Annotated in this window: 26 protein-coding genes, 1 pseudogene and 1 riboswitch; of the genes and pseudogenes, 6 read left to right on the top strand and 21 right to left on the bottom strand. The window is 40.6% G+C overall.

The features are described from left to right. Positions 1–26: 26 nt before the first annotated feature. Positions 27–182: riboswitch (cobalamin riboswitch) on the bottom strand. Between the two features lie 164 nt (positions 183–346). Together ACSFVZ_RS01605 and ACSFVZ_RS01600 are read right to left on the bottom strand one after the other, a co-directional pair. Beyond that, on the bottom strand, positions 347–586 hold the full coding sequence (locus ACSFVZ_RS01605) for a hypothetical protein (RefSeq protein WP_135926045.1): 240 nt from the start codon (positions 584–586) through the stop codon (positions 347–349). 136 nt (positions 587–722) lie between these two features. Then, a complete protein-coding gene (locus ACSFVZ_RS01600; protein WP_063703177.1) occupies positions 723–1205 on the bottom strand; it encodes a YajQ family cyclic di-GMP-binding protein in 483 nt (160 codons plus the stop codon). Between the two features lie 157 nt (positions 1206–1362). Between ACSFVZ_RS01600 and ACSFVZ_RS01595 the strand changes: the two genes are divergently transcribed. Continuing rightward, entirely contained in the window at positions 1363–1713 is a 351-nt protein-coding gene (locus ACSFVZ_RS01595; protein WP_138557245.1) for a VanZ family protein, read from the top strand. Further along, positions 1706–2599, top strand: coding sequence for a ketopantoate reductase family protein (locus ACSFVZ_RS01590; RefSeq protein ID WP_138557244.1), 894 nt, complete (start codon positions 1706–1708; stop codon positions 2597–2599). The genes ACSFVZ_RS01595 and ACSFVZ_RS01590 overlap by 8 nt, the downstream gene beginning before the upstream one ends. 90 nt (positions 2600–2689) lie before the next feature. Here ACSFVZ_RS01590 and thiI read toward each other — a convergent pair whose 3' ends face one another. Together thiI and ACSFVZ_RS01580 are read right to left on the bottom strand one after the other, a co-directional pair. After that, complete coding sequence (gene thiI / locus ACSFVZ_RS01585) at positions 2690–4147, bottom strand: tRNA uracil 4-sulfurtransferase ThiI (RefSeq protein ID WP_135926048.1); 1458 nt, start codon at positions 4145–4147, stop codon at positions 2690–2692. Between the two features lie 109 nt (positions 4148–4256). Beyond that, positions 4257–4910 carry a TetR/AcrR family transcriptional regulator gene (locus ACSFVZ_RS01580; RefSeq protein WP_135926049.1) on the bottom strand — a complete coding sequence of 218 codons (654 nt, stop codon included), beginning with the start codon at positions 4908–4910 and terminating at the stop codon, positions 4257–4259. Between the two features lie 226 nt (positions 4911–5136). Between ACSFVZ_RS01580 and coaD the strand changes: the two genes are divergently transcribed. Together coaD and ACSFVZ_RS01570 are read left to right on the top strand one after the other, a co-directional pair. Next, positions 5137–5619, top strand: a complete 483-nt coding sequence (gene coaD / locus ACSFVZ_RS01575) for a pantetheine-phosphate adenylyltransferase (RefSeq protein WP_135926050.1) — start codon at positions 5137–5139, stop codon at positions 5617–5619. Beyond that, positions 5616–6977 carry a capsule assembly Wzi family protein gene (locus ACSFVZ_RS01570; RefSeq protein ID WP_199526319.1) on the top strand — a complete coding sequence of 454 codons (1362 nt, stop codon included), beginning with the start codon at positions 5616–5618 and terminating at the stop codon, positions 6975–6977. The genes coaD and ACSFVZ_RS01570 overlap by 4 nt, the downstream gene beginning before the upstream one ends. Positions 6978–6987: 10 nt before the next feature. Here ACSFVZ_RS01570 and ACSFVZ_RS01565 read toward each other — a convergent pair whose 3' ends face one another. From ACSFVZ_RS01565 to argC, 9 genes and pseudogenes are all read right to left on the bottom strand, one after another. After that, a complete protein-coding gene (locus tag ACSFVZ_RS01565; protein WP_135926052.1) occupies positions 6988–7455 on the bottom strand; it encodes a hypothetical protein in 468 nt (155 codons plus the stop codon). Positions 7456–7563: 108 nt separating this feature from the next. Next, positions 7564–8037: a hypothetical protein gene (locus tag ACSFVZ_RS01560; RefSeq protein WP_235404141.1), complete on the bottom strand. Its 474-nt coding sequence runs from the start codon at positions 8035–8037 to the stop codon at positions 7564–7566. 71 nt (positions 8038–8108) lie between these two features. Further along, on the bottom strand, positions 8109–8636 hold the full coding sequence (locus ACSFVZ_RS01555; RefSeq protein WP_135926054.1) for a hypothetical protein: 528 nt from the start codon (positions 8634–8636) through the stop codon (positions 8109–8111). Positions 8637–8643: 7 nt separating this feature from the next. Further along, positions 8644–8850, bottom strand: coding sequence for a hypothetical protein (locus ACSFVZ_RS01550; protein ID WP_135926055.1), 207 nt, complete (start codon positions 8848–8850; stop codon positions 8644–8646). A 241-nt stretch (positions 8851–9091) separates the two neighbouring features. Further along, positions 9092–10956 (bottom strand): annotated as a pseudogene (gene argH, locus ACSFVZ_RS01545) (argininosuccinate lyase). Positions 10957–11008: 52 nt separating this feature from the next. Next, entirely contained in the window at positions 11009–12211 is a 1203-nt protein-coding gene (locus tag ACSFVZ_RS01540; RefSeq protein ID WP_135926057.1) for an argininosuccinate synthase, read from the bottom strand. Between the two features lie 9 nt (positions 12212–12220). Further along, complete coding sequence (locus ACSFVZ_RS01535; protein WP_135926058.1) at positions 12221–13141, bottom strand: ornithine carbamoyltransferase; 921 nt, start codon at positions 13139–13141, stop codon at positions 12221–12223. 7 nt (positions 13142–13148) lie between these two features. After that, on the bottom strand, positions 13149–13910 hold the full coding sequence (argB, locus tag ACSFVZ_RS01530; RefSeq protein ID WP_435557990.1) for an acetylglutamate kinase: 762 nt from the start codon (positions 13908–13910) through the stop codon (positions 13149–13151). Next, complete coding sequence (gene argC / locus ACSFVZ_RS01525; protein ID WP_435557960.1) at positions 13910–14920, bottom strand: N-acetyl-gamma-glutamyl-phosphate reductase; 1011 nt, start codon at positions 14918–14920, stop codon at positions 13910–13912. The genes argB and argC overlap by 1 nt, the downstream gene beginning before the upstream one ends. A 220-nt stretch (positions 14921–15140) precedes the next feature. Here argC and argE point away from each other — a divergent pair, with 220 nt between their 5' ends. After that, positions 15141–16307, top strand: coding sequence for an acetylornithine deacetylase (gene argE / locus ACSFVZ_RS01520; protein ID WP_435557959.1), 1167 nt, complete (start codon positions 15141–15143; stop codon positions 16305–16307). Positions 16308–16582: 275 nt separating this feature from the next. Here argE and panP read toward each other — a convergent pair whose 3' ends face one another. Beyond that, positions 16583–18211, bottom strand: coding sequence for a pyridoxal-dependent aspartate 1-decarboxylase PanP (gene panP, locus ACSFVZ_RS01515; RefSeq protein WP_435557958.1), 1629 nt, complete (start codon positions 18209–18211; stop codon positions 16583–16585). A gap of 248 nt (positions 18212–18459) precedes the next feature. Between panP and ACSFVZ_RS01510 the strand changes: the two genes are divergently transcribed. Next, positions 18460–20310 (top strand): bifunctional diguanylate cyclase/phosphodiesterase, encoded by a 1851-nt coding sequence (locus ACSFVZ_RS01510; protein WP_421966835.1) that lies wholly within the window; start codon positions 18460–18462, stop codon positions 20308–20310. Here ACSFVZ_RS01510 and trmB read toward each other — a convergent pair. The 7 genes from trmB to folK form a co-directional block, all read right to left on the bottom strand. After that, positions 20307–20972, bottom strand: a complete 666-nt coding sequence (trmB, locus tag ACSFVZ_RS01505; protein WP_138557239.1) for a tRNA (guanine(46)-N(7))-methyltransferase TrmB — start codon at positions 20970–20972, stop codon at positions 20307–20309. The two genes, ACSFVZ_RS01510 and trmB, sit on opposite strands and share 4 nt — an antisense overlap. Next, positions 20972–21739, bottom strand: a complete 768-nt coding sequence (locus ACSFVZ_RS01500; RefSeq protein WP_135926064.1) for an ABC transporter permease — start codon at positions 21737–21739, stop codon at positions 20972–20974. The genes trmB and ACSFVZ_RS01500 overlap by 1 nt, the downstream gene beginning before the upstream one ends. Then, complete coding sequence (locus ACSFVZ_RS01495) at positions 21739–22668, bottom strand: ABC transporter ATP-binding protein (protein ID WP_054551082.1); 930 nt, start codon at positions 22666–22668, stop codon at positions 21739–21741. Before ACSFVZ_RS01495 ends, ACSFVZ_RS01500 begins: the two co-directional genes overlap by 1 nt. Continuing rightward, positions 22665–23288, bottom strand: a complete 624-nt coding sequence (locus ACSFVZ_RS01490; protein WP_135926065.1) for a flavin prenyltransferase UbiX — start codon at positions 23286–23288, stop codon at positions 22665–22667. Before ACSFVZ_RS01490 ends, ACSFVZ_RS01495 begins: the two co-directional genes overlap by 4 nt. A 22-nt stretch (positions 23289–23310) precedes the next feature. Beyond that, the gene (mpl, locus tag ACSFVZ_RS01485; protein WP_138557238.1) at positions 23311–24654 is read right to left on the bottom strand and encodes a UDP-N-acetylmuramate:L-alanyl-gamma-D-glutamyl-meso-diaminopimelate ligase; all 1344 of its coding nucleotides are present in this window, start codon (positions 24652–24654) and stop codon (positions 23311–23313) included. Between the two features lie 161 nt (positions 24655–24815). Then, entirely contained in the window at positions 24816–25619 is an 804-nt protein-coding gene (locus tag ACSFVZ_RS01480; RefSeq protein WP_063703109.1) for an undecaprenyl-diphosphate phosphatase, read from the bottom strand. Beyond that, complete coding sequence (gene folK / locus ACSFVZ_RS01475; protein ID WP_135926067.1) at positions 25616–26104, bottom strand: 2-amino-4-hydroxy-6-hydroxymethyldihydropteridine diphosphokinase; 489 nt, start codon at positions 26102–26104, stop codon at positions 25616–25618. The genes ACSFVZ_RS01480 and folK overlap by 4 nt, the downstream gene beginning before the upstream one ends. Between the last annotated feature and the right edge of the window lies 1 nt (position 26105).

Here is a 26105-nt window from a genome sequence, read left to right as displayed (position 1 = left end):
CTAGCCTGTGCCCACCGCACACGCAAATAGTAAGTTACTTCAAGGCCGGTCTCCGGACTCTGCGTATGTATGGCATACACATTACCGTTGCGGGGGCAGTGTTGGCATTGTTTTCTCCCTGAAAACGCACCAACTTCCCGATTATCTTGCGACTATTTCACCCTTTGAAATAACACGTATCTTTGTAGATACAGCAAGCACCTTGAAAATAGGCTGCTATTGTGATGATTTTAGGAAAGAATGTCAATGGACGGCTATACCGCTAAAGACAAGTTTTAAGCTGTAAGCCGTAAGCCGAAAGTAAAAAAGCCAATCACACGGTGATTGGCTTTTATCAAACAAATAATTACCAGAAATACTCATGAGGTTTTGAGTTTCCTAACGGAAAAACAATTCCTTCTGGGTCAGCACCATTCATCACACGCTTGCAAAGTGCTTTATTTAAGCGTCTTCTTGGCTTAGTCATCGTCATTTTTACCCACCAACTTGGTGTTTGTTGATAAAAATAAGTACTGTGTGGACCTGTGTATTTTCTGTTTATTTTACCGTATTTATTACGGTCAATTGTTTTGTTTTTTACTGACATAAATATCCTCTAGCTGAAAATAGCTAGAAGATATCTTTTTCTCTGTAACCTAATATTCGTCTCATGATACGCTCCTTGTAAAGCTCAGAAACTTACTGGCTTATAGCTTAAAACTTACAGCTTAAAGCTATAAGTTTTAATCGCGGAAGTTTTTGAACTGGAATGGTTGACCTAAATCAGCAGTACGAACAACTTGCATTGCTTCTTGTAAATCATCACGTTTTTTACCAGTTACACGTAATTCTTCACCTTGAATCGCGGCTTGTACTTTGATTTTTGAGTCTTTAATTAACTTAACGATTTTCTTCGCTACGTCTTTTTCGATACCTTGCTTAAGTGCAACGTCACGCATTACGTATTTGCCGCTACGTGACTCGTCTCTTAATTCAAGGCTAGATACATCCAAACCACGCTTTGAAATTTTTGCTGCAAGAATGTCAAAAAGTTGCATCACTTGCTGTGGTGCTTCAGCTTTTAACTTAATTACTTTGTCACTTAGTTCGATTGATGCATCAACACCACGAAAATCAAAACGCGTCTCTAGTTCACGCTTTGCATTATCTACTGCATTCTGCGCTTCGTTCATTTCTACTTCAGAAACAATATCAAATGAAGGCATGGGGTTCTCCTAACATAGTCTTTTTTAAATTCGTTTATGGTTGGCAATTATAACGCTTATTTGTCGATTCTTTCTATTTTTATCCGATTTGTTCAGGTGCGATGCAAAAATTGTTTGATATACTGGCCATTCAATTTCGGCATTTTTAGGGGTTATTGTGACAAGGCGTGTTTACCAAGTTATCTTTTTAGCCAGCATTATTGGCTTTACGATTTTATTTGCCAAAGAAATTAAAGGGGTTGGCAACCTGTTTCCTCACGTCGATAAAGTAGCGCACTTTGGTATCTTCTTCATACTCGCTTTGGTGATGGACAAGGCATTTAAGTTACCTCTAATGGTACAAATTTTACTGTTAGCGGGCTACGGAGCCGCCATTGAATTTATGCAAGATATGCTGCCTTATCGCCAAGCCTCAGTTGGTGACTTTATCGCTGACTTTATTGGTGCTGTAAGCTATTTTGCTATAAAGCTTGGCTTTCATTTAGGTAGTAAGCAACGTAATGGCTAATTTATTAGTAGTGGGTGATGGCGCAATAGGCCTGCTATTTAGCCATTTTTTATCTGCACAACATGACATCACATTACTGACTCGTAAGCCAACCCTGACCACGCGTTTTTATCAAGCAAGTAATGGCAAATCACATCCTATTAAAGCGCGCCTTATTAATTATGCAGAATTAAATCAATCGCCACCCTTTGACTTGGTGTTAATTACTGTTAAAGCATTTCAGGTGCAAGCTGCTTTTAAGCAAATAAAACCTTACCTTACTAAAAACTGCCAACTTGTTATTTCTCACAATGGTATGGGTAATGTCGATGAACTTAATGCCCAACTATTAGACACTCAAGGGTTATCGTTTCTAACAACTCGTTTAGCTGGCTTTAAAGCAACGCCCTATAGTGTAAACCACACAGGAAATGGCGAAAGTGTGCTTGGCGCATGTAATGCAGCAGCAACTGAAAAGCTCAATGAACTTGACCATCTATTTAGCAGCCTGCCACACTTTTCAGTGAGTGATGATATTCACTCATTGCGCTGGCAAAAACTGTTAGTCAATATTGCCATTAACCCGTTAACAGCAATCCATAACGTTAAAAATGGCCAACTCCGTGCACCGCAATTTAGCACTCGCATCATTAATTTACTGAGTGAAGCGTGTCTGGTAGCCAATAAACAAGGTGTTGATGTAAAGCTTTGTGAGGCACTTGATCAAGCCTACTCGGTGATGACTGCAACTGCAGAAAACTTTTCTTCTATGCAGCAAGATATAAGCCATAACCGACAATCAGAAATAGATGCAATTTGTGGTTATGTGTGTGAACAAGGCGCTAAGCTAGGTGTAAAAACACCGTATAACCAAGCCATGCTGAGTATGATAAAAATAAAAAGCTAGCTACTAGAGGAAAGAGTAAAGTTACTAGCTTCTGACAATTATTTCAGGCATTAAAAAAGCGCGAACATGTCGCGCTTTTATCACCATCCCTTACGGACGATACACTTTTACGTTGCTGAAGCCTTCTTCGTGTAAGATCAGCGCTTGAAGCTGACTCATCACACCTTTAGCACAGTATAAGTAATATTCTTTATCTTTTGGTAAGTCACCAAATTTAGTCGCTAAGCGGAAGAAAGGTAAATGCACAACTTCAATACCTTCAAGTTCAAGTGGATTTGCGTCTTCTTCTTCAGGTGAGCGAATATCAACAACAACCGCTCCCTTTGGTAAATCAGATACAGACTCGGCTTCTTTTACTTCTTGCTTAGCTTCGGTGTCGATATCGCGGATATCCATCACACGGGCATTTTCAACAACCGTATTTAACACGTCAAAATCAAATTTAGCTTCTTCGGCAAGAATCGTTTTAATTTTGGCTTTAACCGTTGGCTTTTTAGAAATCACACCACAGTATTCAGGCATGCTTTCTGCCATTTCTGCGGTACCAATTTTACGAGCAATATTAATAATATCTTGCTTGTCGTGTTGGATTAACGGGCGAATGATTAAAGTTTCAGTTACACGGTCAATCACGCTTAGATTAGCCAGTGTTTGGCTTGATACTTGGCCAATACTTTCACCTGTTACTAATGCTTGCACACCTAACTTTTCTGCAACTTGGCTACCTGCACGCATCATCATACGCTTAAGCACCACACCCATTTGACTGTTTTCTACATTTTCTAAGATTTCAGCTACAACAGGTTCAAAATCTACAGTGACAAACTTTACCTTATGGGTAGAGCTAAACTGTTTCCAGATATAATAACTGGCTTGTTTAACACCGATTTCGTGAGCTGCCCCACCTAGGTTAAAGAATAAGAAGTGAGTTCGCGCGCCTTTGCGGATCATCTGGTAGCTTGCTACACCTGAGTCAAAGCCACCCGACATAAGTGACAGTACATCTTCTTGTGTTGGTAACGGGAAGCCTGCCATACCTAAGTGAGTTTCAGTAACGATATACGCTTTATCATCTCGCACTTCTAAACGAATGGTTACTTCAGGATGGGATAGTTTTACGCTTGCACCTGCAACATGCTGGTTTAAGCCACCACCAACATAACGCTCTACATCGCTAGAAGTGAAATCGTGTTTACCCGAACGCTTACAGCGCACACAGAATGTTTTACCTTCGATAGTGTGGCCAATTAGCTCAAGGGCTTTTTGATAAATATCGTCTAACGAATCAAAGTCTGTTTCTGTAACTTCGATAAATTGCACAATACCCGGAATGCGTTTTAAGCCATCGATGATATCTAGGCGAACTTGCTCAGAATCTAAAAGGCTCACAACCGAAATATTATCCCAGTTGTTTCTAACTTGTACTTTTTCGTCAACACGACGTAAGACGATCTTAATGTTATTTTCTAATAACTTGGTAAAACGCTTACGAACAGATTTACTCTTGATAGCGATTTCAGGGTGTAATTTGACGATAAATTTAAGCATAGTTCACTCTTAGACTGTGGGATTCACACGCCCCGAGGCATACCAACCTCAAGGGCGCGCGATTATAACAAAAATTATAGCGTCTAGGAAATAAACTGCTTGTCTGGGGTTATTGTTCAGGATCTGAGGCTTCGCTGAGCGCTAAATATTTTGCCCTTAGCTGATTTACCTGTGGTAAATGCTGCTCTGTGCAATGCGCTTTTAACAGCAATAGCACTTTTAAAATACCATTGTAGATATCTTCCCTTGCTAACTCACCACTTAAGCGACGCGCCTTTATATACGGGGTCCAAAAGCTAACCGTCATTTTTAACATGTGTGCAAGCTCTGTGACATCATCATCTTCAATACAGATGATACCGCCAGCACGAAGTGCTAATAAAACTTCTTTCACTTGCTCTAGCAACGCCGCTTGAAAATCAATGTAATCTTTTTTTAATACTTCATCGCGAGATAAAATATCACCCAAATTGTCATAAAAAAATTGATAACGCCACATCAGTTCAAACAGCGAATCAAGGTAACCTGCTAGGTTTTCAAGTGCATCATCATCAGGAGACAAGGGTTTAAAATGCGTATGTAAATGTTCACTATACAAAGCAAAGATATGACGGATAATGTCTTCTTTATTTTTAAAATGGTAATACAAGTTACCAGGGCTAATGCCCATATGTGCAGCAATATGGTTGGTTGTAATAGCACGCTCACCGTGGCGATTAAATAACTCGATGCTGGTGTGTATGATTTTATCCTTTGTACTCATATGCTGTTTACTCTGTTGTTGTGGTTATTGCATTCTATTGCCCTGCTAAGCCAAGCAGTATAAACAAATGCGTGACAATTAAATACTACCTTGAAAAATAATAACCTCAATCGGTGCAGTACCTTAGATGGGTTTTACAATCTAATAAGATACGCGTATTTTCTAAGCTGCAGACAGGCTAAAACACTGTTAATATAGCAGGCAAATTTCTAAATCGCTGATAGTTATGAACGTTACTGCAATATACCCGGGTACATTTGACCCACTTACAAATGGCCATACTGACTTAATTCACCGAGCAGCGAAAATGTTCGACCATGTCATCGTTGCTATTGCGCACAACCCAAGTAAACAGCCGTGTTTTACGCTTGATGAGCGCGTTGAACTTGCTAATAACATCTTGGCACACCTAGATAATGTGAGTGTAATTGGTTTTTCTGGACTATTAGCAGATTTAGCTCGCGACCATAAAGCTGAAGTGCTCATTCGCGGTATTCGAGCTGTTTCTGACTTTGATTACGAGTTTCAATTAGCCAATATGAACCGTCGACTTAACCCTGATTTAGAAAGTGTATTTTTAACACCCGCCGAAAAAAATTCGTTTATCTCATCAACCTTAGTAAAAGAAGTAGCAAGACACAATGGTGATGTTAGCGAGTTTGTTGATCCTATTGTTGCTAAAGCTTTACAGGAAAAAATTCGCGGATGAAGCTAAAAAAAATACTTACCCTAGGGGCCTTTTTTATGGTCTCGACACCGACTATAGCAGGCCCTTGGGTTGAAAGTGACGATCCATTATTACGCGCCTCAATCGAGATGTTATTTAACCAAGGTGTGATTAAACAGCCTATAAATAGCTACCCTTTGATGTGGCAAGGTATTGCTCGCGATCTTAGCCTTGTAGATAGCAATCAACTTGATGAACAGTCTCAATTTGCTTATCAACATGTGAAACACGCGTTAAATATTGCCAAGCAAAAAACAGATTCAGGTGTTCGACTAAACTACAATGGCAGCACTGATACTCAACAAGGGTTTGGTAAACGCCATCAACAGCAAAGCGGTGTTAATAGCTACGGTTCAATAACGGGTAAACGTGTAAGTGCAAAAGTGAGTGTTAATTACGCAGATGATGCACTCGACGAACAGCATGTAAACTACCAAGATAGCTATTTAGCGGTGTTGGTTGGTAATTGGTCACTCAGTGCCGAGCAAGTCAGTCATTGGTGGGGACCAAGTAACGATAACGCGTTACTACTATCAAATAATGCAGCCCCCATGAAAGGTTTGCGTTTCACAAGAGCGAATACTCAATATGTAGGCCCAAGTTGGTTATCATTTATTGGTAATTGGCAACTGACTGGTATTTATGCCAAACAAAAGCCATATTTGAATACAAGCGACAAAGGTGATTATTGGGCGTTGAGGTTTGCTAGTACCCCTTTAAATGGTTTAGAAGTGGCTGTTAATACAGCTGGGTCTGACTATTTAACAACTCCAGAATTAGCTCCTATTAATCTTGAGAATAACGAGCAAACGCATCGTTTAACGGGGATTGATGTTAAATACTCAACCACTTTAATGTCGGTTCCTATTGCCATATATGGTGAATTAATGGGCCGCAACGAAAGCGGTTTGGCACCAAGTGAGCCGTTTTACACCGTTGGCTTTGAAAGCTACTTTGGTACAACTGATAGCTTGCTAAAAACGTATCTCGAATACTCGAATACTCAGCAACAATGTAATATTGCCAGTGACTGTGTGTATGGCTCAGGCAGCTATACCCAGCGCTCGCGTTTAATTGGCAGCTCAACACCAGAGCAAAGTAAATCAGCAGTGCTTGGGGCTTATTATCACACCCTCAACGGCTATGGCGGACATGCTAAACTACGCTGGATTGATAGTGAAAATATCATTAAGAGTAGCCAATTGCAGTTAGAAGTAGGCTATCAACAAGCATTACTCAGCGGTCTTTGGAAAGTAACTGGATTAATTTCAAGAGATGAATTAAACGATAACAACGAAACCAACACGGCCCTCAGAACCAGCTGGGAATACCGCTTTTAACTAATTGAGGTCAAGCTAGCCTAGCTTGACCTGTTAAGCCCTTATAGAGCCGCACCAGCCCCAAAAAGTCTTTATTAGAGAAAAGTGCAATGAGCATCATGATGTCCATGACATTGACTGTAACTGTATAAAAGCTCCAGAACCACCAATCACCCGTATAGGCATAATTGATGTCATAATACATACCTAGAAAAAGCGATGTGTTGATCAAAAGCCCAGTAAAAATATAGAGCTTTGCTGGCACCAAAGTTACCTTTCTGCCACGAGCAATTAAGCTAATAATTAAAAGTATTAGTAGATCCGAAACAGCCCAGATCATATAAGCAAAGCTCGAGTCTAGAATATTATAGCCTAGCGCTATATTTAGTAATGGATCACTCATCATATAAGAGATAAACAGTGCCAGCGACATCCACATTAGTGTTTTGTCACCATTTGGCGTAGACGACTTCTTCACCATGTTATATAAAAAAGACATCAGAAACCCCCACATAATAAATGCGGCGAGATAGACCCCAAAGTTTTCTTGGATTAATTTAAGCATTATACAAACGTCAAACTTTTTGACTTCAATTTACAAAAGGCATTATGAAACGTTAGCACCACTTTTTGAAAACTCTTTAGAAAAGAAAATAACTTTACTCTCTATAGCTTTACCTAACTTAAAAATAAACAAAAAGTCACGGTTTGTGATCAATGCAATTATCATTGTAATGTCTATAATGTTGACACCAAAAGAGTAAATACTCCAAAGTCCCCATGGAGTCCGGTTTTCGAGAAGTACAATATCTACATAAATTGAGAGCATCAAAAGGGAATTCAAAAATAATCCCAATATTGCGTAATAAAGAGCGCAAAAAGAGCTGATCTTTGCAAAGTAACCCCAAGAAAATATGACTGTTATTGTAAGTAGGTCAAAATAAAACCAGTTCATATAGCTATAAACTGAAAAATTAAAAATACCGCTTAAAAAGTACGAAACCATCATGATAAATGCCAAGATAACAAGGCGTTTATCTGGTTTATTTATGTGAGTCACTAGATTGCAAAGAAAAGCCATCAAAAACCCCCACTCAATAAAGGAGCCTATCAAGCTTCCAACAACATCACTTATGTACATATTGAAAATATTTAAGCTAAGCTTTGGGTATTTGAAGCAGAAAAAACTGCGTTTTTTAACTTGTTTAACAAGAGAAAGTCACGATCAACTATTAAAGCAATAATCATCGTAAAATCGACAATGTTAACTCCAAGCGAATAAATATCCCAGAGTATCCAATGAGTTGTATTTTTATAAACTTCAACGTCCAAGTAAACTGCAAGGAATAAAATAGTGTTTATTATCAAGCCTACAATAAGATAAATGAATGAAGGAGTCGTTCGTTTAATTACAAAGAAAGAAATAGCTAAGAATATTAGCGTAGCCAGATCGTAAAGAGCCCAATCTAGAAATGTTGTTGCAGTGTAAGTTATCCAATTAAAAAAGTAATCTCCCCCTAAATAAGAGAGCATCATAATAAAAGAACTAAAGAGCAACGTGGTTTTTCTTTTATTTTCGTCTATGCAATAGACAAAAATATTAAAAAAGAACGCCATTAAAAATCCCCATGCACTCATCGCAGACAGGGAAAAAAAACCTAGTTGCTCTATAAAAGACATTCAGTTCCTAGTACTCTTTCTTGCTAGGTGGAAGCATTGCACCACCGCCACGTTGAATCTCTGCACCACCTGATAAAGACAGTGCTTCACTTGATAAAGTTACTGTATCAGATTGCAGGGTTTTATTACTAGTAGTTTGTTCCAAAGCTGGCTTAGTTTGTTGCATTTGGCTGTATGCTTGCATTTGCAATTGGCTATTATTTGAAATTTGCATAAGATAATTCCTTTAAGTTAATTGTTGTTGCACCAAGGTTTACATGAAATATGTAACTTGTTAAGCGTTCTCATTTTTTTTGACGCTTTTTTGTGCATTAATGTGATGTTGCCACCACACTAATCTAAAAGCAATTAGCGATCCAACTTTTCGTTAACATATGATCTTTTTGATCTTCAGCTTATTATTAGACATAAAAAAACGCACAGGGGTAACCGTGCGTTTTTTCTATCCAGGGAATTTAAGCCACGCATTTACACGGGATCACCGCTTTAGTACTTGGCTTTAAAATGAATTCCATTGCAACTTCATCGCAATTATCTTTTCGTAAGCAAAGCTCACAGTCTTTTATAACTTTCTCGGGCAAGCTGTCTTTACTACAGTGGCTAAACCCTTGCTTTGCAAAAAATTCTGGCACACGCGTAAGTACAATGATCCTGCTAAGCGCCAATTTTTTGGCTTTTACAAGTAAGTGCTCAACAAGTAGCTTACCTTGTCCCGACACCTTTGCTTGTGGATCAACGCCTAACGAGCGGATCTCGGCAAGACCGGTATCATAGATATATAGTGATGCGCAGCCAGTAATTTTGTTATTACATTGTGTAACAGCAAACTCGTTGATTGAATGAACCATATCGCTTTTAGCTCGCGGAAGGTTTTCACCTACCGCAGCCCAATATTGGATAAGCTTTGCTATCGATTCAACATCACCTAAGTTTGCATCACGAACCGTTATTTGCTGTTTTTTTTTGCCTGCTTAATTGCGCTCGACACTTGCTCTAATGAAGTGCCACCAAGAGCTCGGCGGGCTTTAATACAAGCATCTATCTCTAGTACAGGATAAACATCTGACTCAAAAATACTATGTACAGACTTAAATTCTTCTAAACTTAAATCTTCTAAGTTATTCCCTTGGGCAATAGCCATTTGCACTAAGGTTCCTACAATGTGGTGACCCTCTCTAAATGGAATTCCCTTAGCAACTAAATAGTCTGCAAGCTCGGTCGCATTTGAGTGTCCACCTTTAGCTGCTGCAAGCGTTTTATCAGCTTTTACTTTGATACCTTTAATACATGCTTGCGCCATATGAATACAAGCAAGCCAAGTTGGCATTGCATCAAACAAGCCTTCTTTATCTTCTTGCATGTCTTTGTTGTAGGCTAGTGGCAACGCTTTTAATGTCATCATCATGGCGCTAAATGCACCAAAAACACGGCCTGTTTTACCACGGATCAATTCTAATGCATCAGGGTTCTTTTTCTGTGGCATTAATGATGAGCCAGAGGTTACGCCATCTGAAAGCTCTATAAAGCCCGCTTCACCTGAATTATAAAAAATCAGATCTTCAGCCATACGCGATAAGTGGATCATCGAAATTGATGCACAGCTTAATAGCTCAACCACAAAGTCACGGTCAGATACAGCGTCAAGACTATTGCGTGTTGCCCCGGTAAAACCTAGCCCCTCGGCAAGAACCTGCCTGTCAATTGGGTACGCAGTGCCTGCTAATGCACCACTACCTAATGGGCAATAATTCATACGGTTTTTGGCATCATTTAACCGGCTTTCATCACGCTCAAGCATTTCAACATAAGCCATACACCAATGGCTAAATAACACAGGTTGAGCACGCTGCAAGTGTGTGTAGCCCGGTAAAATAGTACCGAGTTCACGCTCAGCTAAGGCAACAAACTCCGCTTTTAAGTCACTAATTGCTGTTAAGATGTGCTCTGCGGTGTCACGACACCATAAGCGGAAGTCTGTAGCAACTTGGTCGTTACGACTACGACCGGTGTGCAGTTTCTTTGCTAAATCACCTACTTTGTCAATCAGTGCTGACTCAACATATGAATGAATATCTTCATGACCTGCAACTGCAACAGCTTGTGGATTAGCTTTAACTTCTTCTAACAAAGTATTCAGTGCTGCAACAAGATCGTCATACTCTTGCTGATTTAAAACATCAACTTGCTTTAAAGCACCTGCCCATGCAACTGAGCCAATAATATCTTGCTCTGCAAGCTGATAATCGAAAGGAAGTGAGTCGTTAAATTGTTTAAACGCTTCATCTGGACCCGAAGAAAAACGTCCGCCCCATAATGCCATTGAACTGTCTCCAAATTGGGCTATCGCCCCGCAAAGCGGGGCGATAATAAAATTACTTTTTCGTTAGTGCTGAGATTCTGCTAGAAAGCGAGAATAAACGAATGAAGCCTTCTGCATGTGATTGATCATAAACATCATCTTCACCAAAGGTTGCAAAATCTTCGCTGTAAAGGCTGTTTGGAGATTTCTTCTGTACCGCAGTTACTTGGCCTTTATAAAGCTTCAGTACTACTTCACCTGTTGCCAATTTAGCCAGAGACTCCGCCCCCGCTAAAATTGAGTCTTTTAACGGTGTAAACCAACGACCGTCATACACTAAGTGTGAAAACTCACCGCCAAGTACTTCTTTCCATTTACGGCTTGATTTATCTAGCACTAGTTCGTCAACAGCTTGTAATGCAGCCATGATCACAGTGCCTCCTGGCGTTTCATAACAACCACGCGACTTCATGCCTACTAAACGGTTTTCTACGATATCAACACGACCAACACCATGTGGCGCAGCAATGTTATTTAATTTAACTAAGCAGTCATACGGTTTTAGTGATTCACCATTCACAGCAACCACTTCGCCTTCAACAACATTTAATGTCACATATTCAGCTTCATTAGGAGCTTGTTCAGGAGAGTTAGTCCAAGTCCATACTTGATCACTTGGTTGGCACCATGGATCTTCAAGCTCACCACCTTCGTGTGAAATATGCCATGCGTTTGCATCACGGCTATAAATTTTTGTCGCAGAGGCAGAGCACGGAATATTACGCTCTGCAAGGTAATCAAGTAATGATTCACGGCTTGATAAGTCCCACTCACGCCACGGTGCAATCACCTTTAGGTCTGGCGCAAGGGCAGCGAAACATGATTCAAAACGCACTTGGTCGTTACCTTTACCCGTACAACCATGCGAAAGCGCATCGGCTCCTACTTTACGAGCAATTTCAACTTGTGCTTTAGCAATAATCGGACGAGCCATAGACGTACCAAGTAAGTACGTACCTTCGTAAATAGCGCCAGTTTTTAATGTTGGGTAAATATAATCACTTACCATTTCATCTTTTAAATCAACTATATGACACTCAGACGCACCTGAAGCAATCGCTTTTGCTTCAACGCCTTCTAGTTCTTCAGCGCCTTGACCTACATCAGCAACAAAGGCAATTACTTCACAGCCATAGTTTTCTTTTAACCAAGGCACGATTGCCGATGTATCTAGACCACCAGAATAGGCTAATACGACTTTTTTAATTGAACTCATTGGTGTTCCTTAAACAAAATTTGGATTTAGTAATGTCACAAGAAGAGCGTTCTGCGCATGCATACGGTTCTCTGCTTGTTGAATAATTTTTGATGCCGGGCCATCCATTACCTCAGAGGTAATTTCAAACTCTCGATGAGCCGGCTGACAGTGCAGCACAGTTTGTGCGCCAGTCTTCTCAAGCAATGCCTGATTTAGCTGATACGGCATATACTTAGCTTTAACTTGCTCAAGCGGTGTTTTATCACCCATCGAAACCCACGTATCAGCATAGACTGCATTTGCACCAACTGCCGCTTCAATTCGGTCACTGACCATTACAGAGGCGCCATTCATCGCTGCAATTTGCTCAGCTTGCTTAAGAATTTGCGAATCAGGTGAGCTACCTTTAGGGCAAACTGCCACAAAATCAGTGCCTAAAGTGGCTGCTAATAGCATCAGTGAGTGAGTTACATTATTCCCCTCACCTAAGTAAGCTAGCTTAAGTTTACTAACATCGCCATGTACTTCTTGAAGTGTCAAGAAATCAGCCAAAGCTTGGCATGGGTGATATAAGTCGCACAAGCTATTAACAACAGGTACGCTTGAAAACTCACCCAAAGTGGTAAGTGTTTTGTGTTCGAATACACGAGCAACAATACCATCTGCCCACGTTGAGATATTAAGTGCAAAGTCTTTAACTGATTCACGTGCGCCCATGGCACCATTTTGTGAATCAAGATAGACCGCATGACCACCTAGCTTATTAATACCAATATCAAATGATAAACGGGTACGTAAACTAGGTTTTTCAAATAAAGTAACCACTGATTTACCTGCAAGCGCTTGGCTAAAATCTGCAGGATTTGCTTTAATTTTTTGCGCTAGGTTAAGAAGTTTAAGTGCGCCTTTTTGGTCTAACTCTAGACCCGATAAAAAATGATTTAACATGAAATACCTATGGTGTAATTTTCGTTCCTACGTGCTCGCCTTGTAATAAAGCGACTAAGTTTTCTGGCTTTAGCCAGCTTGAGATATACACACCACGTCGTAAATGTTGGGCAGCAAGAAGGCTGGTCTTTACTTTGACCTCCATCCCGCCCTGAATAACTCCTTCAAGGATAAGTGTATCGATTTGCTGCGTATTTAATTGATGTAATGGCTGCTTATTTGCGTCAAGTACAGCTTCTACATCAGTCATAAAAATAAGCTCTGCATTGAGCTCTTTCGCTATGGCTGCGGCTGCTTCATCGGCATTTACGTTATACCACTGACCGTCCTCTCCAAAGCCTATTGAACTAACAAGAGGTAAGCGACCTTGTTCTAATAAGCTCGGTAACACGCTATGACAGCTTCCACTACATTGACCAACTTGGCCTAATACTTTGAGTTTTTCTGAAACTGCAACGCCCGCTTCATAAAGGCTCAATCCAACAGGCTTATGGCCCGCACCGATAGCTTGACTCATAAGCTGTTTGTTAGCACAACCTGCAAGCGCCCCGACAATATAAGGCATTTGTTCGTTAGGACTGATGCGTAATCCTTGGTGCTTTGCAGTTACAAAACCCGCCTCTTTTAACCATGCATCTACAAGCGCTCCACCGCCATGCACAATCACAAAATTAGCGTATTCTTGCGATGCTAGAACATCGAACAATGCTTTTGCTGCATCGGCAGTGTTTAATACTGCACCACCAATTTTAATAACCCATGTTTTCATCATAGTGCTCCGCTAAAGCCTGTATGATGAGGTTCACCCATCGCTAAATTAATACATTGCAACGCTTGGCCTGCAGCACCTTTTAATAGGTTATCAATCGCAGACATTACAATTAATTGCTGACCTTTTTGTTGCCATGCAATATCTACATAAGGTTGTTTTGCAACACCTTTTATACTTGGAATCTTATTACCTAATAAGCGGATCAATGGCTCATCGGCTAAAACTTGATATGCCTCTTTAACCTGTTCAGGGGTAACATCTGGCTTTAGCTGCACATAAATGGTTTCTAGGATGCCGCGTGGAAAATTACCTAAATGCGGGGTGAATAACACGGGATGTCCAAGATGCTGCTCAATCTCCGGCGTGTGTCTATGATTAAATAAACCATAAGGGGCAAGTGATACTTCGCAAAAATGCGTATTAACACTGGCTTTTCTACCAGCGCCTGTCACACCTGACACAGCATTAACAATAACAGGCTGCTCAGCAAGTAAGTTCGCTTGTTTAAGGGGCTTTAATGCGTTAAGCGCTGCTGTCGGATAACAACCCGCTACAGCAACAAGCTTTGCTTTACTGATCGCATCACTATTCCATTCAGCTAAACCATATGCAGCTTGTGCTAAAAGCTCTGGGTGTTCATGTGCGAAACCATAATAAGTTTGGTAATCCTCATTCCCAGCTAAACGGAAGCCACCTGAAAGGTCGAACACTTTTTTACCCATAGCTAAAAATTGTGGCGCAAGGTCAACACTTACTTTGTGATCAGTACACAAGCACACATAATCAGCATTATTTTCAATATCTTTGTAAGCAGCTGTTGTTAGTGCTTGCAAAGGATACTCTAACAGCCCTAAATGCTCAGGATATAAATCACTTAATAATTTACCTTTATCTAAACTGCCCTCTGAGACATAACATGCTTGTAGGGTTAATTTAGGGTGCTTAGCAACTAAACTTGCTAGCTCTGCGCCGCTGTAACCACTTGCGCCAATAATCACTACATTCATTGCTTACTTTTACCTATTAAATCTATTTATCGATACGCCTAAAACTTCTCGCTGAAAAGCGAATAAAAACACTGTCTAAAGTAATGAAATCAGGTTATCGTCGTTTTGTGTTCATAGTACAGTTACACTAATATTTATGCTTAAAAAGTGAATTGATATTCATCATAAATACTTTTATATTGTTATGCAATTAGATTGAATAATTATTTTTGGATTTTTTATGTCTTTACCGTCTTTTTTATCTATGTACCAGCAATTGATTGCAGCGCCTTCAATCAGTGCAATTGAAGATTCACTATGTATGAGCAATAAAGAGGTGATCTCCTTGCTTGCCTCTTGGTGTGAAAGCCTCGGTTTTACTTGCGAAATAACAGAACTGGAGCAAGGTAAAGGCCGTTATAATTTATTGGCAAAACGCGGTGAAGGTGACGGTGGATTAATGTTGGCAGGTCATACCGATACAGTGCCATTTGATGATAGCCGCTGGAATTATGATCCCTTCAAACTCAGCGAGCATAACAATAAATTATATGGCTTAGGCAGTATTGATATGAAAGGCTTTTTTGCCTTTGTTTTACAAGCGATTAGTGAGCTTGATGCAACAAAGCAAACAGAGCCTTTATTAATCTTAGCAACCGCCGATGAAGAAACCACAATGGCGGGTGCGCAACAAATATGCCGCCACCCTAACTTGAAACCAGCGCGCTGTATTATTGGTGAACCAACCGATATGACTCCTGTTTTCACTCATAAAGGACATATGAGTACAGCCATTCGGGTAATTGGTCGCTCAGGTCATAGCTCTGATCCTGAACGTGGTTTAAACGCCATCGAAGTGATGCATAAAATGATTACAAAATTGTTAATCATTAAAGAAGAATTAAAGAATAAATATTCAGTTGATCACTTTGAAATTCCGTACCCTACTTTGAACCTTGGTCATATTCATGGTGGCGATAACGCCAACCGTATTTGTGGCTGCTGTGAAATGCACATCGATATGCGACCACTGCCCGGTTTGAGCGTGCAAGAACTGCAGGCGATTTTGCTAAGTGCTGCTGAAGAAATAAATACCCAATACCCAAATGCAGTGAGTGTTATCGACATGCATGAACCTATCCCTGCATTTAGTGGCAGCACAGATACTGCGCTTGTAAAACTAGCTGAAAAAATCTCAGGACAACCTGCTGTTGCTGTAAACTACTGCACTGAAGCTCCCTTTATTCAACAACTAGGTTGCGAAACGATTGTGATGGGGCCAGGTTCAATTAATCAAGCCCACCAGCCTGATGAGTTTTTAGCGATGGAAAAAATAAAACCGTCACAAGAGATAATTAGCAAGATGATTAAAGCAAACTGCTTTAGTGAATATACCCAAACCACCTAAAGATGCGAGTTTCAGTTGGAATTAAAAGCGATTTAGACAAGGCATTGATTGCAAGTAATAGTGGTTCTATTCTTAAAATCAATAACGCAGTATAAATCGCTTTTAAACCAACCCTTCGGGCGCTTCACAGGCACTTACTCTCATCGTTGTTACTTCTTAAAAGGGACTACCATTCTTGCAAAGTAACGCCTTGATATTAAGCACCTGTGAAACGCTGAATTCTGCATCTTGAGGTGGCTTGGGTATAATAAAAAGGGAGCATCACGCTCCCTTTTTTAATCCATGTACTTACTTAAGTACTTTTTAAATACCGGATCGGTTTTCGCCAGCTCTTTTTGCTCCGCCAAAATATCTTTAAGGATGGCTTTAGAAGTGAGCGGATTTGCTAATACAACTCGAAATACCACAGTTGGTTGATGGTCATATTTTGCAGGTGTCAAACGAGTACGCGATACAAAAGAACGACCGGCTTCACGCTGACGCTTTTGCATACTTGCAGTAAAGCGATTTAATGACGCATAGATGTCGAGCTTGGTCTCTTCGTCGGCGTCTTTTATTTTGGCCTGAATTTCTTTAGGCACATAGCGGTACGTTAATAAACAAAGCTCAGGCTCAGAAATAAGCTCAAAGTCTTCATCTTCTTTAATCATCTGTGCAAACGTACGCGCCTTTACTATGCCGCGGTCAATCAACATTTCATAGCCTTTACGGCCAATAACACGTAAGCAAGCATGCACTAACATCGCCATACCTGGGCGACTTCCCTCAAGTGTATGACTACCTAAATCTTTCGAGCCTTTACGAAGAATATACTCGGCATGATGTTCAATCGCATCTGTAGCAGCAGGGTCTTTAAATAACACTAAGCCCGCCCCCATAGGCACATACATTTGCTTATGCGCATCGATAGTGATCGAATCAGCACGCTCTATACCGCTTAGAAGGTGGCGATAATTCGTTGATAGTAATGTGGCTCCACCCCATGCAGCATCGACATGAAAATGACAGCCTAGTTCAGCACTTAAATCAGCCATTTCATTGAGTGGGTCTATACTGCCGGTTTCTGTAGTGCCAGCAACCCCTACTAATGCCATCACTTTAATGCCTGACGCTTCGAGTTCATAAGCCTTCTTACGCATGGCATTAACGTCAACTTTATTATTCTTATCAGTTTCGATGGCAATAATGTTATCGCGACCAATACCTAATAAGTCGACCGTTTTCCCCAAAGAGTAATGACCCCGCTCAGAAACAAGCACAGCCAACCCTTTATAGCCGTAGTGCAACATACCGGCGATTAAACCTTGTGCTGCAATTCCCTTGTAATCACCATCGGCTTTTAATAGCCGATTGCGGGCAATCCATAATGCGGTGATATTGGCTACTGTGCCACCTGAACAAAACGCCCCAAGAGAGGTTTTAGCGCTATGCATCCACTTGCTGTAAAAAGCATCGTCTTCACTATAGGCTAGATGGTGCATCATGCCTAACACTTGTCTTTCAAGAGGTGTAAACGCTTTCGATGTTTCAATTTTAACTAGGTTCTGGTTCAAGCCCACCATCAGTTTTGATAATGGCAAAACGAAGTGCGGCAATGCCGAGGTCATATGACCAATGAAGCTTGGTGCAGCAGTATGAACAGAATGCGCAACTAACTGCTCCATAATGTCTTGTGCATAGTCAGAGACGAAAGTTGGCTCTTCAGGGATAGTGGCCGACTGAAAATCTTTTTCAATCTCGTGCAAGGGCTTCTCAATCGCCGCTATGTTCCCATTTAAGAACCCAGCAAGATTGCTTGAAATTTCTGATTCGATTTTACTCAAGGTTGAGTCAGGTGCCTCTGGCACCGTAAATATACGAATCAAGCTTTCTTTTGAGGCGACGGCACAACGCTTTTGATCCATCCTAATACCCATTCTAAGCAGCTAAAAATGAATTAGATGTTGAAACATCACCGTTTTCACTTTTGCGGCACTGTTGCTACGAAATTGGCTAACTTTACTGGAATATCACGAAAATGTCTCGTCTAAAGCAAAAAAGCCACGTCTTCGATGACAAAAAAGTGATCTAAAAATGACATTTGCGGTAATTTTATACTATCGATTAAGTCTTTTTTCAGTATAATCAAGTAATAACAGCTAAGGGAGCACTTATGCCCAAAGGAATGCAAAAAACCAGCTGGCTACTTTATGGCTTTGCCGCTTTTTTTGTTAGCTTATTTGGTTACATTTACTATACCTATGAAACCACTCGCAATGAAATAATCACGCATGTTGATAACAAATTATTTAATGCTGCTGTGAGTGTAAAACATATCTTAGGTGATGATTACCATGATCGAGTTAATGCTGGTTTAGCTATCTCTCCTGCTGTATACAAAGAAAAAAGTCGCGCACTCTCTGAGTATGCAAAACAAATGCAACTTGCCTATGTCTATGCCATGGTTAAGCGTGATGATACCGTCTACTTCAGTGCTTCAAGCTATACTCAAAAAGATCAAAATACAGGCAAAGTTACCGAGTTTTTTGACATCTACCCTGAAGCAACAGAATTAAATAAAGAAGCCTTTAATTCAACAGAACCTGTTTATGAAATTTCACAAGATCAATGGGGCTACTTTAAAAGTATTTTCGTAACCTTTGTCGATAACAACGGCCAGACCTACATCACCGGTGCAGACATAACACTTAGCGATTTTAATCAGCAACTGCAATACAGTGTTACTCGCGCAGCAATTACAGCCTGTTTCTTTTTCTTTATAGCAGTATTAATTGCAGGCCTCTATTTTTTACAACTCAAACGTTCACTATCAACAGATGCTCGCACAGGCTTTGCCAACCATGTAGCGCTAGAGTATTACTTAAAAAAGACAACCAAGTATCGCATGGAGCTCGCGGTTATCGTCATTAATGAATTAGACGATATCAGTAGTTTTTACGGTACCGAAGTCAGCGATAAAGTTATGGCAAGTTTACTTGGCTACTTTCAAGCACGTTTGCCGAATGACTGCTTTGCCTATCGCCTTGCCACGAATAAGATAGCTTTGTTGCAAACGCGCAGCTCTGACAAAGAATTAGAAGAAATAATTAACACCTTCAACAATGCTATCCCGGTGTTAAAAGAACCGTTCATTTACGTTAGCTTGTATGCAGGCATTGCATCTGGCAACAAGCTTATGCTTATCGAAAATGCCCACATAGCCTTACAGCAAGCAAAGTTTAATAATCAGCGAGTTGTTCGCTATGAAAATGTTTTTAAACAAGTCGAAGAGCGCTTTAGAAATAATGTAACGCTTGCCAAAGAGGTGAAAGAAGCATTTGATAACAATCGCATTGTGCCTTACTTTCAAGCTATTTATGATACCAACACTGAGCAGATTGAGCACTACCAATGTCTAGCGAGATTAGCCAGTGCCCAAGGCCGTATTCATAGTCCTGACTACTTTATGACGGTGCTCAAACGCTCACGTATGGATGGGCTGTTAAGACGTACTATGTTTACCCGTTGTGTTGAGCATTTTAGAAAAACCAACCTAAGCTGGAGCATTAACATCACCGCGCAAGATATTCTTGATCCAAGCTTAAGTGAGTTTTTCGAACAGCAACTAAGACGCTATCCACAGCCTCATAACATTATTTTTCAATTTCATGAAAGCGATGCTATTGCTTATTTTAGTGAGGTAAAAACCTTTATTAGCCTTTTAAAAAATAAAGGAGCGCAGGTGTTTATTAATGAGTTTGGCTCAGGCTTTTCAAACTTACCGCATATTCTAAAATTAGAGATCGATGGTTTAAAACTCGATAAAAACCTTGTGAGTCAAATTCACAGTAATAATGATAACTTTTTGTTTATTGAGAATTTAGTAAAGTACGCTAATCAGCTAAACCTGCAAGTTATCGCTGAACAAGTCGATAACGAACAAATTGCTGACGCGCTGTCTCGTGCGGGGATTAATTTAATGCAGGGGAGCCACTTTTCATCGCCAGCTCCCTACATTCATTAAAGGTTGATCACTAAACGGTGGCTTTGCTGACCGCTAGCCCAGTATTTACGTTCAAATGGCGTGATTGCTATATCGCTCTCATATAATTGAACATCACAAGGATGTCCTGCAAGCTCGAGCGAGCGGGCAAATTCCTTCACGTAAATATCCCAATTGCTTCTGAGCTCTAAACGACCGCCTAATTTAATGATAAACGGAAAAATAGCAGCGCCATGCCAGCGCCTTTGCAAGTGCTTTGCTTTCGGCCATGGATTTGGGTATAGCAAATAATGATGCGTCGGTTGCCAATTAGCAGCTACCGCTAAACGCCAAAAGTCGTTTAGGTCTGCTTGCACTAAAATATACTGGCCCGCATCGGTTTGCTTATACTCTATCTCATGCTTCTCTAAGCGATGAGATGACTTATCTATACCAATCACCAACGCATCAGGGTGACGCTTAGCTAAGTTAGCCGTACTTTCACCTACACCACAACACGAATCAAGGATTATAGGCCCGTTAAACGCTTGAACCTTTTCATTTACCTCATCAAAAGCCGCTTGCGTGTGCTGTGCAATCGGCTTTTTAAAATCCGCACTTAAGTGCTTTAAAACTATTTCGTCTAACTTTTCATGTAAGCCAGGCTGATTCGATACAATACTTCTCGAATTTGCATCAGTCATTAGTGTCTAAGCCCCACACCACGTTTAATAAGCGTTAACGCTAAAGTAAATAAACCCACAATAAATAAACCAAGTACCCCAAAAGCTACCGATAAATCGACATCAGACACACCTAAAAAACCAAATCTAAATGCATTGACCATATAGATGATTGGATTCACTTGCGATACACCTTGCCAAAACTCCGGTAACAAGCTGATTGAGTAAAACACTCCGCCTAAATAAGTCAGTGGAGTAAGAATGAAGGTTGGAATAATACTAATATCATCAAAGCTATTTGCATAAATTGCGTTAATAAGGCCACCTAAAGCAAATACCGCTGAGGTTAAAATAACCGTCGCCATGATCACAAAAATATTATGAATTTGGATATCAACAAACAGCAATGATACACAGGTAACGATTAAGCCAACTAGCATACCCCGGGTCATACCACCGCCCATGTAGCCAAGTACGATAATGTAATTTGGCACTGGTGCAACTAATAGCTCTTCAATACTCTTTTGGAACTTGGTCGAATAAAAGCTTGAAGCTACATTCGAGTAAGAGTTAGTGATCACCGACATCATAATCAGACCCGGTACAATAAACTCCATATAAGTAAAGCCACCCATATCACCGATACGCGAACCAATCAGGTTACCAAAAATAACAAAATAAAGGCTCATCGTGATTGCTGGCGGAACTAAGGTTTGCACCCAAATACGTAAAAAGCGAATACACTCTTTGATCCAAATACTTTTTAGCGCTACTCCATATTTAAACATTATTCGCCTCGCCCTTGTTCTAATAAGCCTACAAAAAGTTCTTCTAAACGATTTGCTTTATTTCGCATACTCAGCACGGTATTACCTTGTTCGGTCAACGCGCTAAATACTTGGTTTAAGCCCTGAGACTTCGCCACTTCAACTTCTAAAGTGTGGTCATCAGTTAGTGTATATTTGTAACCTTCAATGCTAATTGGTTGCACTGGCTGCTTTAAATCAAGTACAAAGGTCTCTTTATCGAGCTTGGCTAGTAGCGCTTTGATAGTGGTGTTTTCCACAATCACGCCGCTGTCAATAATCGCGATGTTTTTACATAACAGCTCAGCTTCTTCTAGGTAGTGAGTAGTCAAGATGATGGTCACACCTTGCTTATTAATCTCGCGAAGAAAGTCCCACATAGAGCGGCGTAGCTCAATATCAACACCGGCTGTTGGCTCATCTAAAATAAGTAATTTAGGTTCATGCATCAGTGCACGAGCAATCATTAAACGGCGCTTCATACCACCTGACAGCGTACGCGCTTGCTTATCTTTTTTCTCAAATAAACCCAGTTGCTTTAGATACTTTTCAGCACGCTCATGCGCCAGCTTTCTAGGTACACCATAATAGCCCGCTTGATTAACCAAAATTTGGTTCAGTGTTTCAAATTGGCTAAAATTAAACTCTTGCGGCACTAAACCTAGTTCAGACTTAGCGGCTTCTAAATCTGTATCAATGTCATGCCCAAACACCTGGACACGGCCAGCGCTTTTGTTCACTAACGATGAGATAACACCAATGGTAGTTGATTTACCGGCACCGTTCGGACCAAGTAAAGCAAAGAAATCGCCCTGTTGAACTTGTAAGTCGATGCCCTTTACGGCTTCAACACCATTTTTATAAACCTTTTTTAGGCCTTCAATATTTAATGCGATCGTTTTTTCGCTCACTGTTTGCCCTCTCCATAACCCCAACGCTTGGTCAGAGTATGTTCAATGTTTAAATGATCTAAAATTCGCGCCACCATAAAATCAACCAAGTCTGAAATCTGCTCTGGCTGATGATAAAAACCCGGTGCCGCAGGCATAATCGTTACGCCTAGCCTTGCTAGTTTCAGCATGTTTTCAAGATGAATTTCGCTAAATGGCGTTTCACGCGGGACTAAAATCAACTGCCCTCGTTCTTTTATAACCACGTCAGCGGCGCGTTCAAGTAAGTTATCTGACGCACCTACCGCAATTGCAGACACTGAACCTGCACTACACGGACAAACCACCATTTTTTTCGGTGCAGCAGAGCCCGACGCAACAGGACTAAACCAATTGTCTTTACCAAACACCTTTAGTTGTTCAGGCGCAGCATTAAAAAGCGTGCTTAACTGTTCTGTCGCTTTATCTTCGTTACCCGATAGCTTGATATTCGATTCTGTATCAAAAACCACTCGAGCAGCACTTGAGATCAACACATAAACTTGAAACTGCTGCTGAAGTAACACTTCTAATAACCGTAAACCGTATGGCGCACCAGAGGCACCGCTAAAAGCTAAGGTTATTTTATCTTTAAATTGCATATTTTGACGCTCCATATACCGGTTAGTTGTGTTCAAGAGCGGTAATTAAGCGCTGATGAATCCCCTCAAAGCCACCATTACTCATAATTAAAACATGCTGCTTAGGCGCTTTACCTGCAACCACGTGTTTAATAATTTCTTCAGTGCTAGAGCTACAATGCATACCTGCCGCAGCGGCGTATTCTTTGAGTGACCAGCTTAAATTGTCTGGTTCAAATAAATACACCTCATCGGCAGCTTCAAGTGAGTCAATCAAGGTTTGCTGATGCACGCCCATTTTCATGGTATTTGAACGAGGCTCTAAAATGGCAATAATCTTCTCATCGCCCACTTTTGCACGAAGCCCTGCCAAAGTTGTTTTAATTGCCGTTGGGTGATGGGCAAAATCGTCATACACCTTAATCGAGTTAATATCGGCTTTAAGCTCCATACGGCGCTTAGGAGAAATGAACTCAGCCAAGCCCGCAATACTGACTGGTACGGCAATCCCGACATGGCGCGCTGCTGCAATAGCCATGATAGCATTTTTCACATTATGCTCGCCCATCGCTTGCCAACTAACAACGCCTTGAACTTCTCCCTCAAGTAGCACTTCAAATTCGCTACCATCAGCTTTCAGTAAACGGTAATCCCAATCACCTGCCAGCGTTTCGCTTTCGCTCCAAAGACCACGCTCAATCACATCTTGTAAGGCTTCATCTTGGCTTGGCCAAATAACCTTACCGCTACAGGGTAATGTACGCATCAAGTGATGAAATTGTTTCTTTATTGCGTTTAAATCTTCAAAAATATCAGCGTGATCAAATTCAAGGTTATTAAGAATTAAGGTACGTGGTAAGTAATGAACAAATTTACTGCGTTTATCAAAAAATGCCGTGTCGTACTCATCGGCTTCGATAACAAAAAATGGCGTTTCACCAACCCGTGCTGACACGCCAAAATTTTGTACTATCCCACCAATTAAAAAGCCAGGCTTCATTCCGGCATACTCTAATAACCATGCCAGCATACTCGCTGTTGTTGTTTTGCCGTGTGTACCAGCGACAGCTAACACCCACGAATTTTGCAACAGATTATGCTTTAACCATTCAGGACCTGAAGTATAAGGTAAGCCTTTATCAAGCACGTATTCAACGCAAGGGTTGCCTCGGCTCATAGCGTTACCAATTACTACCATATCTGGCGCAGGCTCTAGTTGAGCAACGTCATAACCTTGGGTGAGCGTAATACCTAGCTCTTCTAATTGCGTGCTCATCGGTGGGTAAACATTTTGATCAGAGCCTGTCACTGTATGACCTAACGATTTAGCGATTGCGGCAATACCACCCATAAAGGTGCCACAAATTCCAAGAATATGAATATGCATCTACTGTCCTGAGCAAAATGAATGAGAGATAAAATAAGCCGTTATAATGCCAAATATAAGCTTTACTTACCATGACTAGCAGTCAATAGAGTATTGCCAAATAGCCATCATAAAAAACACCTCAAATTTGAGGTGTTTTTCGAATTAAGTTGAATGGTTATTTACAGCATTAAGAATGCAAACAAACCAACACCAAGTAACAAGCGGTAGATAACAAATGGCATCATACCCATGCGCTCAATAACTTTTAAGAAAAAGAAAATACACGCATAAGCTGATACAAATGATAAACCTGCGCCGAGTAAAATCGCATGCCAATCAATCGCCTCGCCCGCTGTTGCAAGCTGATACACATAATAGGAACCCGCTGCTGCAATGACCGGAATTGACATTAAAAATGAAAAACGCGCAGCACTTTGCTTGTTAAGGCCCAGCATTAAACCTACGGTGATGGTAATACCTGAACGCGATGTCCCAGGGAATACCATAGCCAGCACTTGTGAAAAGCCTAACAATAGCGCACTGAAAAAATTGATTTGGTAAATGTTCTTAACTTGCTTTGCTTTTACATCGGCATACCAAAGTAACAAACCAAACACGATGGTAGAGGTGGCAATAACCCACGCATTTCGCGAGTAACTTTCAACGAAATCTTTAAACAAATAACCAATTAATAATGCAGGAATGGTTGCGACAATAATCCACCAGCCTAAGCGGCTGTCATCGGTGGCACCTTGAGAGCCAAACGATTTAAACCACGCGCCTAGAATGTCTACCACTTCTTTACGGAAATACAATACCACGGCACCTAAAGTACCGACATGAACGGCAACATCAAATGCTAAACCTTGATCGTGCCAACCTAAAACTTGCGAAGGTAAAATTAAATGTGCTGAGCTCGAAATAGGTAAAAACTCAGTCAATCCTTGAATTAAGGCTAAAACAATTATCTCAATAATACTCATGGGTAAGAAAACTCCACCTTCCATAGTTTTTGTTGCGGATTATTATAATTATCCCATAGCTCTGCTAGCGTGCATTTTGCTACAGGGTGAAAAAAATCAGGGGCTATTTCAGCTAAAGGCTGAAGAACAAATGCATTTTTGGTAATTTCATCGCGAGGTAACTGTGCAGGCGAATCACAAATTACGTCATCATAAAATAAAAGATCTAGGTCAAGCGTTCGTGGACTAAACTTTTTGTCATCACGGGTACGGCCATTTTCAAGCTCAATTTCTTTCAATAACTTACACAGTTCAGGTAGTGGCATATCGGTTTGCGCCCCTAATACTGAGTTATAAAAGTTACTGCCTGCAAAACCGACCGCCTCACTCTCAAAAACTGATGAGTGAATAAAATCAGGAAAATGTACTTTTAGAGCATCAAGCGCCTGGCGAATATAATGCTCTTTATTAACGTTAGAGCCTAAACTAATAAAAATTTGCGCCATG

Origin of the sequence: Pseudoalteromonas nanhaiensis, from assembly GCF_051235485.1 — a bacterium.
GTDB classification, from domain to species: domain Bacteria; phylum Pseudomonadota; class Gammaproteobacteria; order Enterobacterales; family Alteromonadaceae; genus Pseudoalteromonas; species Pseudoalteromonas lipolytica_C.
Note: the sequence above shows the minus strand (reverse complement) of the source record. Positions and strands in the feature narration are given on the sequence as shown.